Annotated in this window: 8 protein-coding genes; 2 read left to right on the forward strand and 6 right to left on the reverse strand. The window is 72.0% G+C overall.

What is annotated here, in order from left to right:
* Positions 1-78 precede the first annotated feature (78 nt).
* From guaA to EUA94_RS07410, 5 genes are all read right to left on the reverse strand, one after another.
* Complete coding sequence (guaA, locus tag EUA94_RS07390; protein ID WP_129426225.1) at positions 79-1,656, reverse strand: glutamine-hydrolyzing GMP synthase; 1,578 nt, start codon at positions 1,654-1,656, stop codon at positions 79-81.
* Between the two features lie 233 nt (positions 1,657-1,889).
* The gene (locus tag EUA94_RS07395) at positions 1,890-3,623 is read right to left on the reverse strand and encodes a GMC oxidoreductase (RefSeq protein WP_129426227.1); all 1,734 of its coding nucleotides are present in this window, start codon (positions 3,621-3,623) and stop codon (positions 1,890-1,892) included.
* Positions 3,620-5,236 carry a succinic semialdehyde dehydrogenase gene (locus EUA94_RS07400; protein WP_129426229.1) on the reverse strand — a complete coding sequence of 539 codons (1,617 nt, stop codon included), beginning with the start codon at positions 5,234-5,236 and terminating at the stop codon, positions 3,620-3,622. The genes EUA94_RS07395 and EUA94_RS07400 overlap by 4 nt, the downstream gene beginning before the upstream one ends.
* A gap of 94 nt (positions 5,237-5,330) precedes the next feature.
* Positions 5,331-7,055 (reverse strand): glycerol-3-phosphate dehydrogenase/oxidase, encoded by a 1,725-nt coding sequence (locus EUA94_RS07405; RefSeq protein ID WP_129426231.1) that lies wholly within the window; start codon positions 7,053-7,055, stop codon positions 5,331-5,333.
* Positions 7,052-8,161, reverse strand: a complete 1,110-nt coding sequence (locus tag EUA94_RS07410; RefSeq protein WP_129426233.1) for a GuaB3 family IMP dehydrogenase-related protein — start codon at positions 8,159-8,161, stop codon at positions 7,052-7,054. Before EUA94_RS07410 ends, EUA94_RS07405 begins: the two co-directional genes overlap by 4 nt.
* Positions 8,162-8,239: 78 nt before the next feature.
* On the opposite strand from EUA94_RS07410, the gene EUA94_RS07415 reads away from it, so the two are divergent.
* Together EUA94_RS07415 and EUA94_RS07420 are read left to right on the forward strand one after the other, a co-directional pair.
* Entirely contained in the window at positions 8,240-9,670 is a 1,431-nt protein-coding gene (locus EUA94_RS07415) for an FAD-dependent oxidoreductase (RefSeq protein ID WP_129426235.1), read from the forward strand.
* 72 nt (positions 9,671-9,742) lie between these two features.
* On the forward strand, positions 9,743-11,437 hold the full coding sequence (locus tag EUA94_RS07420) for a CHAP domain-containing protein (protein ID WP_129426237.1): 1,695 nt from the start codon (positions 9,743-9,745) through the stop codon (positions 11,435-11,437).
* A gap of 10 nt (positions 11,438-11,447) precedes the next feature.
* On the opposite strand, the gene guaB is transcribed toward EUA94_RS07420, so the two are convergent.
* Positions 11,448-12,950, reverse strand: a complete 1,503-nt coding sequence (gene guaB / locus EUA94_RS07425; protein WP_129426239.1) for an IMP dehydrogenase — start codon at positions 12,948-12,950, stop codon at positions 11,448-11,450.
* Positions 12,951-12,975 lie beyond the last annotated feature (25 nt).

Here is a 12,975-nt window from a genome sequence, read left to right on the forward strand (position 1 = left end):
ATCCGGATTCGGAGTAACCTAGACGCTCAACAACCTCGCCGATGGCGGCCGCAGAAACCGCAGGTCAGAATGCGCGGCTCACTCCCACTCGATGGTGCCCGGCGGCTTCGAGGTGATGTCGACGGTGACCCGGTTGACCTCGGCGACCTCGTTGGTGATGCGCGTGGAGATCCGCTCCATCACCTCGTAGGGCAGGCGTGCCCAGTCGGCGGTCATCGCGTCCTCGGAGGTGACCGGCCGGATGACGATCGGGTGGCCGTACGTGCGGCCGTCGCCCTGCACGCCGACGGAGCGGACGTCGGCGAGCAGCACGACCGGCATCTGCCAGATCTCGCGGTCCAGCCCGGCGCGGGTCAGCTCCTGGCGGGCGATCGCGTCGGCGCGGCGCAGGATGTCGAGGCGGTCGGCCGTGACCTCGCCGATGATGCGGATGCCGAGGCCCGGTCCGGGGAACGGTTGGCGCCACACGATGTCCGCGGGAAGACCCAGCTGTTCCCCGACGAGGCGGACCTCGTCCTTGAAGAGCGTGCGCAGCGGCTCGACGAGCGCGAACTCGAGGTCGTCGGGCAGGCCGCCGACGTTGTGGTGGGACTTGATGTTGGAGGTGCCGGCACCGCCGCCGGACTCGACGACGTCGGGGTAGAGCGTGCCCTGCACCAGGAAGCCGACCTTCTCGCCGGAGCCGGCGGCCTCGCCGAGGACCTGCACCTCGGCGGCCTCGAACGCGCGGATGAACTCGCGGCCGATGACCTTGCGCTTCTCCTCGGGGTCGGTCACCCCGGCGAGCGCGGCGAGGAACGTCTCGCGGGCGTCGTACACGTGCAGGTTGACCCCGGTCGCGGCGACGAAGTCGCGCTCGACCTGCTCGGCCTCGCCCTCGCGGAGCAGGCCGTGGTCGACGAAGACGCAGTGCAGCCGGTCGCCGATCGCGCGCTGCACGATCGCGGCGGCGACAGCCGAGTCGACGCCACCGGACAGCCCGCAGATCGCCAGGCCGCTGTCGCCGATCTGCTCGCGGACGCGCTCGATCTGCTCCTCGGCGATGTTGAGCATCGTCCAGGTCTGGCGGGCGCCGGCAATGTGGTGCAGGAAGTGCTCGAGCACCTTCTGGCCGTGCTCGGAGTGCAGCACCTCGGGGTGCCACTGCACGCCGGCCAGGCCGCGGGCCACGTCCTCGAAGGCCGCAACGGGCGTGTCCGCGGTGGAGGCCAGGACGGTGAAGCCCTCGGGCGCCCGGGCGACCGAGTCGCCGTGCGACATCCACACCTTGTGCTCGGCGGGGATGCCGTCGAGCAGGGTGCCCGGCTCAGAGACGACGACGGGCGTACGTCCGTACTCGCGCGCGCCGGTGTGGGCGACCTCGCCGCCGAGGCCCTTGGCCATCAGCTGGAAGCCGTAGCACATGCCGAAGACGGGGACCCCGGCCGTGAACACGGCGTCGTCGATGCCGGGTGCGCCGTCGGCGTACACGCTGGACGGGCCGCCGGACAGGATGATCGCCTTCGGCTGGCGCGCGAGCATGTCGGCGACCGGCATCGTGTGCGGCACGATCTCGGAGTAGACCCTCGCCTCGCGGACCCGGCGGGCGATGAGCTGGGCGTACTGCGCCCCGAAGTCGACGACGAGGACCAGGTCGTGCTCTGCAGGCTGCGTCACGCGCGGAGTCTATCGACGGCGCTGCCCCGAAATCGTCCCAGGGCCCGATCGGGGAGGGAGGGTGACCGGGCCCTGAGACTTGTGTCCCCGCCACTGAACGTCCAGTGCCGAGAGCGAGGGATCCGGCCCTTGGGAGGGAGCATGACTTGCCGGAGCCCTCACACAGGCCAACGACCTCTCGCGGGGGTGGTTACGGGCGGGACGAAAGTAAATCGACGAGCGAGGCGAGCCGGTCAGCTGACTCCGACGATCGGCAGCCGCAGCGCACCCGGCGCTGCCTCGGGCACGACCGGGTTCTTCGGCTCCACCGGTGCGAGCAGGCGGTACGTCGCGCCGAGCTCGGGCCGGGGGTCGGCCTCGCCCTTGTTGGGCCAGAACGCCATCGCCCGCTCGGCCTGCGCCGTGATCGTCAGCGACGGGTTGACCCCGAGGTTGGCCGACACCGCGGAGCCGTCGACGACGTGGAGCCCCTCGTGGCCGAACAGCCGCTGCCACGGGTCGACGACTCCGGTGGTGGCCGAGTCGCCGATCGTGCAGCCGCCGATGAAGTGCGCGGTCAGCGGTCGGTTGAAGACCTCGCCGACGTTGCCGCCGGCGGTGCCGCCGAGCGCGTCGGCCATCCGGCGCGTGGCCTCGTACGCGATCGGGATGTACGTCGGGTTGGGCAGGCCGTGGCCCTGCTCGCTGGTCATCCGCCACCCGAAGCGGCTCTTGACCCACTTCGTGGTGATCGAGTTGTCGAGCGTCTGCATCACCAGCGCGATGACGGTGCGCTCCGACCAGTGCTTGAAGTCGTAGAGGTCGAGGGCGGTGCGGCGCTGCTTCCACAGCTCCCGCGCCCAGGTCTTCAACCGCGAAGTGCCTGGGGTGTCGTCGGCGAGCACGGTCTGCATCAGCGCCATCGCGTTGGAGCCCTTGCCGTAGCGCACCGGCTCGATGTGGGTGACGTCGTCGGGGTGCCACGACGAGGTGATCGCCACGCCCTCGGTGAAGTCGGTGGAGCCGGCGGGCGCGAGCGCTCCCAAGATCGCCTCGGAGTTGGTGCGGGTCAGCACCCCGAGCCGGTCGCTGATGCGGGGCAGGTGGCCCTCGGCCTTCAGCTGGTGGAGCAGCTTCTGCGTGCCGAGCGCGGCGGCAGAGAACACGACCTGGTCGGCGGTGAACACCTTGACGGCCGACTGCTTCCCGGTCAGGCGCGACAGCTTGGCCTTCGTCCAGCGCGTGGTCACCTCGTAGCCGCCGCCGTCGCGGGGGCATACGCGCGTCACCGTGGTCAGCGGATGGACGACCGCTCCGGCCTGCTCGGCGAGGTGGAGGTAGTTCTTGACGAGGGTGTTCTTGGCGTTGTGGCGGCACCCCGTCATGCACTCGCCGCAGTTGAGGCAGGCGTTGCGGGCCGGTCCGGCGCCGCCGAAGAACGGGTCCGCGATCTCCTCGCCGCCCTGCGCGTCGGGGCCGCCGAAGAAGACGCCCACCGGCGTCGGGTGGAACGTGTGGCCGACTCCCATGTCCTCGGCGACCTGCTTCATCACCTCGTCGGACGGCGTGTGCCGCGGGTTCTCGACGACGCCGAGCATCCGCTTGGCCTGGTCGTAGTAGGGCGCAAGCTCGCTCTTCCAGTCGGTGATGTGCGACCAGGAGGGGTCCCGATAGAAGGCGTCGAGCGGCTCGTAGAGCGTGTTCGCGTACACCAGCGACCCACCGCCGACGCCGGCGCCGGCGAGGATCAGGCAGTCCTTCACCATGTCGATGCGCTGGATGCCGTACATCCCCAGCGAGGGCGCGAAGAGGAACCGCTTGGCGTCGAACGAGGTGGCCGGGAAGTCGCCGTCCTCGAACCGCGCGCCGGCCTCGAGCACGCCGACGTCGTAGCCCTTCTCTGTCAGCCGGAGCGCGGTGACGGAGCCGCCGAAGCCCGACCCGATCACCAGGACGTCGTAGTGTTGGATTTTCTGGGCAGTGCTCATGCCCTGCCCAGCTTGTTGAGCACGCGCAGCGCGGCGGTCATGACCTTGGCGTTGGTCTCCTCCGACATGCCGAACATCGGTGCGATCGGCACCACCCGCTGCGTCGCGACGGACTGCGCCTCGGTGTAGCGGTGGATGCCCTCGGCGCCCTGGCGCCGGCCCATCCCCGACTCGCGCATCCCGCCCATCGGCGCGCCGAGCGAGCCGAAGGTGGCGCCGTAGGCCTCGTTGACGTTGACCGTGCCGGCCTTGATCCGGCGCGCGACGGCCCGGCCGCGGGCGCCGTCGCGGGTGTAGACCGACGCGTTGAGGCCGTACGCCCCGTCGTTGGCGCGCTCGACGGCCTCGTCCTCGCTGTGGAAGCGGTGGAGCGCGACGACCGGGCCGAAGGTCTCCTTGCCGAAGCACTCCATGTCGGCCGAGACGCCCTCGAGGATCGTCGGCTCGAAGACGAACGGGCCGAGGTCGGGACGCGCCCGGCCGCCGGTGAGCACCCGCGCGCCCTTGGCGACGGCGTCCTCGACGTGGCGGGTCACGGTGTCGAGCTGGGCCTGCGAGATGAGCGAACCCATGTCGACGCTCCAGTCCTGGCTCGCGCCCAGCGTCATCGCCTGCGTGCGGGAGACGAAGGCGTCGACGAAGCGGTCGTAGACCTGGTCGGCGACGAAGAGCCGCTCCATCGAGACGCAGAGCTGGCCGGCGTTGGAGAAGACACCGCGTACGGCGCCCTCGGCCGCGCGGTGCACGTCGGCGTCGCGCAGCACCAGCATCGGGTTCTTGCCGCCGAGCTCGAGCGAGCAGCCGATCAGGCGCTCGGCGCACTGGCGCGCGATGACGCGCCCGGTCGCGGTCGAGCCGGTGAAGCAGACGTAGTCGGCCTCGGCCACGATCGCGCCGCCGACCTCGGGGCCGGGACCGGCGACGACCTGCCAGAGCTCGGGCGGGAAGCCGGCGTCGTCGAGCAGCGTCGCTGCCAGCAGGGCGGTCAGCATGGTCTGGGCGTCGGGCTTGGCGACGACGGCGTTGCCGGCGAGGAGGGCCGGGAGGCCGTCGCACAGCGCCATCGTGAGCGGGTAGTTCCAGGGCGAGATGATGCCGACGACGCCCTTCGGCGCGCGGTGCACCTCGGCGCGGGTGAGCACCGGGAACATGCCGCCGACGCGTCGGGCGTCGAGGTGCTCGTGGGCCGTACGGGCGTAGTAGCGCGCGGTGAGCGCGAGGTGCGCGACCTCGAGGTAGGCGTCCTTGCGGGCCTTGCCCGACTCCCACACGACGAGGTCGATGAGCTCGGCCTGGCGGTCGAGGAGGATGTCGTGCAGGCGCAGGAGCGTGGCGGCGCGCTCGTCGACGGACGTCGCGGCCCACGCGGCCTGGGCGTGGCGGGCGCGGGCGAACGCCTCGGCGACGTCGGCCGGTCCCGACTGCGGGACGTGGGCGAGCGGGGTGCCGCCGATCGGCGACGAGACGGCGTGCGTCTCCCCCGTCGTGCTGACGATGCGGCGCGTGAGCGCGGCGACGTACGACCGGTCGAGGCCGTAGGCCGCGGTGGCGTCGTGCTCGGGGTCGGCGGGACCGTCGACGATGGGACCTGATGCGGGGGTCTGCTCGCTCATCCTCGCAGCGTAGGTCGCCCCCGACGGCCTTGCTACTGGTTGGTCACTTCATCCCGGCATTTGACACTACTGTGACATTTGTCAAACGGCTCGCTCAGACGATGTCGGGCGCCTTGACCCGGGCCTCGTCGGCCTCCTGGTCGGTCGGCATCAGCTGGCTCTGCCGCTCGGCCTCGACCCGCCGGAGGTAGTGGTCGACCTCGTCCTCGAGCTGCGCCCCGTCCCAGCCGAGGGCCTCGGCCATCAGCTCGGCGGCCGGGCGGGCGGCGGCGATGCCGCGGTCGAAGGTCTCGATCGACACACGCGTCCGCCGGGCCAGGACGTCGTCGAGGTGGCGCGCCCCCTCGTGGGTGACGGCATAGAGCACCTCCACCTGCAGGTAGTGCTCGGCGCCGGGCAGCGGCTCGGCCAGGTCGGGTCGCTCGTGCACCAGCGCGAGCACCTCGTCGACGAGCCCGCCGTAGCGGCCGAGCAGGTGGTCGACCATGCCGATGTCGATGCCCGACGAGCGGCTGAGCGCGACCCGCTGGTTGCTGCGCGCCTCGAAGCCCCACGCGCCCATCAGCGGAACGCGGTCGGTGATGGACTGAGGTATCGGGTCGAAGGCGCCCTCCGAGCGACTGAGCGCGTGGTCGACGGCGTCGCGGGCCATCACGCGGTACGTCGTCAGCTTGCCGCCGGCCACCAGCACGAGGCCAGGCACGGGGTTGGCGACCGTGTGCTCGCGGGAGAGCTTGGTGGTCTCCCCCATCTCGCCCTCCTTGCGCATCGGCTTGAGGAGCGGCCGGAGCCCGGCGTACACGCCGACGACGTCGCGCTGGTCGAGCGGGTCCTTGAGCAACCGGTTCACGTGGCCGAGGACGTAGTCGATGTCGGCCCGGCTCGCCGCCGGGTGGGCCAGGTCGAGGTCCCACGGGGTGTCCGTGGTCCCGATGATCCAGAACTGGTCCCACGGGATGACGAAGAGCACGGACTTCTCGGTCTTGGTGATGAAGCCGCACTCGGAGCGGATCCGGTCCTTGGGCACGACGATGTGGATGCCCTTGCTGGCGTCGACGTCGAGCTGCGCCTGGCCGCCGATGAGGTCCTGCACCTCGTCGGTCCAGACGCCGGCGGCGTTGATGACCACCTTGGCCCGGACCTCGATGTCGCGATCGCCCTCGAGGTCGCGTACGCGTGCACCGACGACGCGGTCGCCCTCGCGCAGGAAGGCGGTGACCTTGGTGCGCGTCGCGACGTGGGCGCCGTTGTTGGCGGCCGTACGGGCGATCGTCATCACGAGCCGGGCGTCGTCGACCTGACAGTCGTAGTAGCGGATCGCGCCGTGCAGGTCGTCGGTCCTGATGTCGGGCGCCATCCGCGCCAGCTGCTTGCGGAAGATGTGCTTGTGCTTCGGCACGCCCATGTCGTACTTGCCGGTCATCGCCATGCCGTCGTAGAGCGCGACCCCGGCGCCGACGTAGGGGCGCTCCCACGCGTGCTGGAGCGGGTAGAGGAACGGGACCGGTCGTACGAGGTGGGGCGCGAGCCGCGTGAGCAGCAGGCCGCGCTCCTCGAGCGCCTCCTTGACCAGCGCGAAGTCGAACATCTCCAGGTACCGCAGGCCGCCGTGGACCAGCTTGGACGAGCGCGACGACGTCCCGGAGGCGAGGTCGCGCTGCTCCACCAGCCCGACCCTGAGGCCGCGGGTCACCGCGTCGAGGGCCGCACCGACGCCGACGATGCCGCCGCCGACGACGAGGACGTCGAGCTCACCGGCCCCGAGCTGCTCGAGCGCGTCGGCGCGCTGGTCGGCGTCGAGGGCCCTGGCGATCGTCATGCCTGCACCACGACCTCGATGCGCTGGAACTCCTTGAGCTCTGTGTAGCCGGTGGTGGCCATCGCGCGCCTGAGGGCGCCGATCAGGTTCATCGTGCCGTCGGCGACGCGGGACGGGCCGAACATGATCTCCTCCAGCGACCCGACCGGGTCGAAGCCGACCCGCTCGCCGCGGGGCAGCTGGGCGTGGGTGGCCTCGCTCCCCCAGTGGTAGCCGCGGCCGGGGGCCTCGGTGGCCCGCGCCAGCGGCGAGCCGATCATCACGGCGTCGGCACCGCAGGCGATCGCCTTGGCGATGTCGCCCGAGCTGCCGATCGAGCCGTCGGCGATGACGTGGACGTAGCGACCGCCCGACTCGTCGAGGTAGTCGCGGCGGGCGGCGGCGACGTCGGCCACCGCACTGGCCATCGGGACCGCGACGCCGAGGACGGTGCGCGTCGTGTGGGCGGCCCCGCCCCCGAAGCCGACCAGCACGCCGGCGGCGCCCGTACGCATCAGGTGCAGCGCGGCCTGGTAGGTCGCGCACCCGCCGACGATCACGGGGACGTCGAGCTCGTAGATGAACTCCTTGAGGTTCAGCGGCTCGGACTGGCTGCTGACGTGCTCGGCGCTCACGGTGGTGCCGCGGATGATGAACATGTCGACGCCCGCGTCGACGACGGCCTTGACGTGCTCCTTGGTGCGCTGCGGCGACAGCGAGCCGGCCACCGTCACGCCGGCGGCGCGCACCTCCTTGAGGCGGGCCGTGATGAGCTCGGGCTTGATCGGCTCGGTGTAGATCTCCTGCATCCGGCGCGTGGCGTCGGAGCCCTGGAGGCCCGCGACCTCCTCGAGCAGCCCCGTCGGGTCGTCGTACCTCGTCCAGAGTCCCTCGAGGTTGAGGACGCCCAGGCCGCCCATCTGGCCGAGCGCGATCGCGGTCGACGGCGACATCACCGAGTCCATCGGTGCGGCGAGGACCGGGATGTCGAAGCGGTAGGCGTCGATCTGCCAGGCGGTGCTGACCTCCTCGGGGTCGCGGGTGCGCCGCGAGGGCACGATCGCGATGTCGTCGAAGGAGTAGGCGCGGCGACCGCGCTTGGCACGGCCGATCTCGATCTCGGTCACCTGGGCAGCGTATCGGCTGGGCTGGACCGCCCAGACTGCCCGTTCCCGCGAGAACCTGTACGGGGTTACGGTGCGCGCGTGCCGCACGCCGTCGTGCTCGGAGGCTCGATGATCGGCGCCGCGACTGCCCTGCTGCTGGAACGCTCCGGATGGCAGGTCACGGTCGTCGACGCCGAGCACAGCCGCCTGCGTGACGACGACGTGACCCACCGAGCCGGTGCCCCGCACGCGGTCCACGCCCACGGCTTCATGTCCCGCACCCGCGTCGAGCTCACCACCCGGCTGCCCGACGTCTGGGCCGCGCTGCTCGACGCCGGGGTCGAGGAGGTGCCGCTTGCCGCCATGGTGCCTCCTTCCCTTCACGACGGAGGTCGACCGGGCGACGACGACGTCACCTCTGCGCGGATGCGGCGCCACGTCACCGACCGGGCGCTGGCCCGGGCACTCGACCGCTCCGCGGTCCGACTCGTGGAGGCGCGGGCCACCGGGCTCGTCCTCGGGAGCGGGAAGGCCCTGCCCCGGGTGCTCGGCCTGGGACTGGCCGACGGCAGCGCGATGACCGGTGATCTGGTCGTGGACGCCGGAGGACGGCGCTCACCCGTGTCCGGATGGCTCCGTGCGGCCGGCATCGTCCAGCCCGAGCGCCACGACGAGAGCATCGCGCGCTACTACAGCCGGCACTACCGCGTCACTGGCGGGCGACCCCCGCTCAACGTCGGGTTCGCCGACGTCCACCGGTTCGCCTGTCACGTGCAGCTCATGTTCCTCGGTGACAGCGGCACAGCCATGGTCGCCCTCGCCGCGCATGACGACGACCCGGTCCTCAAGACGCTGCGCCACGCCGGGGCGTACGACGCCGTGCTCGGCGCCAACGACGCCTTCGCCGCCTGGCGCGAGGTGCTGGAGCCGACCACGGACGTCTTCTGCCTCGGCGCCTTCGACAACCGGATGCGGAGCCTGGTCGCCGACGGCGAGCCCGTGGTCCGGGGTCTGTCGCAGCTCGGGGACGCTCTTGCGACCACGAATCCGACCCGCGGCCGCGGCGTCTCGATGGGGCTGATGGCAGCCGGGCACCTCGCCGACGTGTTGGCCGCCCACGAGGACAAGGACGACGTCGCGCTGGCCTTCGAGGCGTGGCGGGACCGCGTCCTGGCGGTGGTCTACCGGGAGTGCGCGGCCACCGACGTGACGGCCTCCCGGCAGCTGAGCGCCGGCCTCGCCGGACGCTCCATCCCCTCCAACGCGCCCGCCGTCGAGATCCCTGAGGATCACGCGTTCACGGCCGCGGAGCTCGAGCGGGCGGCCGGGCTGGACGCCGACCTGTTCCGCGTCTTCCTGCGGGCGACCGCTCTGCTCGACGACGATCGACGCGTGCTGTCCCCCGAGGTGGCTGCGGACGTGCGCCGGGTCCTGGACGCGGCAGGACCTTCGACGCCGGACCGGCCGCGCCCGACCGATGGCCTGCACGACCGCGAGACGCTCGCCCGCCTGCTGGCGCCGTGGCAGTGAGCGTCGCAAACGGCTCGTGAACAGATTCGCGAAAGCTCCACGCACGCCTGGACTCCTCCCTACCGTGACCGGGTGGGGAACACAGGTCTGGTCGCGCGCGCCCTGGCGGCCGTCTGCATCGCAGGCGGGCTGCTCGGCGTGGTCGCGCCCGCCGCCCAGGCCTCCGACGACTACCCGTGGGCGTGGCAGGGACAGTGCCCGATCGTGCCGCAGGCACCGATCGTCGAGCCCACGCCCCCGCCGACACCGACACCGACACCGGCCCCGCCGAAGCCCGGCGAACCGCCCGCTCCCGTCGAGCCACCGGCACCGCCCCCTCCCCCGCCACCGCCGGTGTTCGACCCGGTGACGGGCCACACGTACGACCCGCGCGGGCCGCGCCCGACGTGCGCGAGCCGGGTGTGGTCGATCAACGGCTCGATCGGCGACTCGTGGGGGTTCGTGCTGCGCAACTGCACGAGCTTCGCCGCGTGGCGCCTCCGCGAGCGGGGCGGCGTGGCCTTCAGCAACTCCTACCTCGGACAGCACTGGGGTGACGCGCGTGCCTGGGACGAGGCCGCCCGGGCCGTGGGCATCCGGGTCGACGACGTGCCGGCGATCGGCGCGGTCGCACAGTCCGACGAGGGCCGCGCCGGCCACGTCGCCTGGGTGAGCGCCATCGGACCCGGCACGGTGACCATCGAGGAGTACAACCACTCCGTGCCCGGGGGCTACGGCAGCCGTACGGTCCCGGTCGGCGACTTCCGCTACCTGCACGTCGGCGACGTCGCGCCGTCGCCGCTGCTCGGGTCGGACCGCCCGATCGTGTCCGTCCCCGACAGGCTGGGCGAGTCGTCGACGGCCCGCGTCGACGACCGGGGCACCCTCTGGCTCTCGCGACCCGGACGGCCCCTCCGGGTCGCCGGTCCGCGCCGCACCTTCTCGCCGTTGGCGGCGCCCGCGCTCGCGCTCGACCGGTCGGGGATGCCCTGGCTGGCCGCCACCACTCGCGACGGGCGGGTCCTGGCCGGCCGGCTGCGCGAGGGCCGGCTGCGCCTGCGCGACGTCGGGGCATCCGCCCCGACCGCGAGCCCCTCCCTCGCCCTGACCCGCTCGGGACGCCCTGTGCTCGCGACCGTCTCGTCGACCGGCACCCTCACCACCCGTCGCTTCGCGGTCAGTGGCCGGTGGAGCCGTCCCGTCCGGGTCGGCAGGCCGAGCTCGTGGGCCACGCACACCGCCCCCGTCCTCGGCGCTGACAGCGACGGCCGTACGTGGATCGTGGCGGTCGGCCGCGCCGGGACGACGTACGCCAAGCCCCTGGAGAGCGGACGCCTCGTGCGCCTCCGGGGAGCCACCGGGTCGATCACCTCGACCCCCGCGCTCACCGTGGCCGGCGGCACGACCTACCTGCACCAGGTCGGCGCCGACGGCCGGCTCGGAGTCCGTACGCTCGACGATCGCCGGTGGACCCGACCTGAGCTGCTCGACGGCGAGTGGTCGCCGTACGCCTCACCGGCGGTCGGCGAGCTCTCGGGGCGACTGCATGTCGCCGTCGTCGACGTGAGCGGCAGGGTCGTCGTCCGTGCCGCCGTGCCGGGCCAGCGCGCCCGGGTATCGGTCGATCTCCGGGCCGAGCACGACCCGACACGGTCTCCCGGACTGGTCACCCGGCACAACGCCGGGATGTTCGTGGTGGCCGGACAGGCGCGCGCCCGCCTGTTGACCCGCCCCGCGTCTGCCCTCGCCGGAGTGTCGTCCCAGACCCGGGCAGGCTTCACGCCCTGACGTCGCGGCGTCAGCTGCCGGAGTAGTTGGGCGCCTCGACGGTCATCTGGACGCCGTGGGGGTGGCTCTCCTTGAGCGAGGCCGACGTGATCCGGACGAACCGGCCCTTGTCCTGCAGCTCGGGGATGGTGCGGGCGCCGACGTAGAACATCGACTGGTTGAGCCCGCCGACGAGCTGGTGGGCGACCGCGGACAGCGGGCCGCGGTAGGCGACCTGGCCCTCGATGCCCTCCGGGACGATCTTGTCGTCACTGGCGACCTCGGCCTGGAAGTAGCGGTCCTTGGAGTACGACTTCTTGCCGCGGCTGCTCATCGCGCCGAGCGAGCCCATCCCGCGGTAGGACTTGAACTGCTTGCCGTTGACGAAGACGACGTCGCCGGGCGACTCCTCGCACCCGGCCAGCATCGAGCCGACCATCACGGCGTCGGCGCCGGCGACCAGCGCCTTGGCGATCTCGCCGGAGTGCTTCATGCCGCCGTCGGCGATCAGCGGGACGCCGGCCGGCTTCGTGGCCAGCGACGCCTCGTAGACCGCGGTCACCTGCGGCACGCCGACCCCGGTGACGACGCGGGTGGTGCAGATAGAGCCGGGTCCGACGCCGACCTTGACCGCGTCGGCGCCCGCATCGACGAACGCCTGCGCGCCCTCGCGGGTCGCGACGTTGCCGCCGATGACCTGGACGTGCTTCGTGGCGGGGTCGGTCTTGAGCCGCTTGACCATGTCGAGCAGCAGGTGGACGTGGCCGTGCGCGGTGTCGGCGACCAGGACGTCGACGCCGGCCTCGACCAGCGTCGTGGCCCGCTCCCAGGCGTCGCCGAAGTAGCCGATGGCCGCGCCGACGAGCAGTCGGCCGTCGGCGTCGTACGAGGCGTGGGGGAACTGCTCACCCTTGACGAAGTCCTTGACGGTGATCAGCCCGCCGAGACGCCCCTCGTCGTCGATGAGCGGCAGCCGCTCGCGCTTGTGGGCCCGCAGCAGGGTGGTCGCGTCCTCGCGGGAGATGCCGATGGCGCCGGTGATCAGCCCCTCGCTCGTCATCACCTCGGTGACCTTGGTGGTCGCCCACTCGGCAACCGGCGTGAAGCGCAGGTCGCGGTTGGTGATGATGCCGAGCAGGTGGTTGTCGACGTCGACGACGGGGAGGCCGGAGACCCGGTACTCGCCGCAGAGCCGGTCGAGGTCCTCGAGCGTCGCGTCGGGGCCGATCGTGACGGGGTTGGAGATGATCCCGGTCTGGGTGCGCTTGACGAGGTCGACCTGGCGGGCCTGGTCCTCGATCGAGAGGTTGCGGTGCAGCACGCCGATGCCGCCCTCGCGCGCCATCGCGATCGCCATCCGCGACTCGGTGACCGTGTCCATCGCCGCACTGATCAGCGGCACCCGGATCGAGATCTCGCGTGTCAGGCGCGTGGTGGTGTCGATGTCGCTGGGCGCGAGGTCCGACTCCCCCGGCAGCAGCAGCACGTCGTCGTAGGTGAGGCCCAGCGCAGCAAACTTCTCGGGGATCTCCACGCGCTCATTCTACGGGCGCGTTGCG

It is taken from the genome of Nocardioides zhouii (assembly GCF_004137345.1).
Classification (GTDB): Bacteria; Actinomycetota; Actinomycetes; order Propionibacteriales; family Nocardioidaceae; genus Nocardioides; species Nocardioides zhouii.

Bases quoted from the DNA above. Each gene is read 5' to 3' on its own strand.
- EUA94_RS07395 (WP_129426227.1), bottom strand. From the start codon at position 3,623: ATGAGCACTGCCCAGAAAATCCAACACTACGACGTCCTGGTGATCGGG.
- EUA94_RS07400 (WP_129426229.1), bottom strand. From the start codon at position 5,236: ATGAGCGAGCAGACCCCCGCATCAGGTCCCATCGTCGACGGTCCCGCC.
- EUA94_RS07405 (WP_129426231.1), bottom strand. From the start codon at position 7,055: ATGACGATCGCCAGGGCCCTCGACGCCGACCAGCGCGCCGACGCGCTC.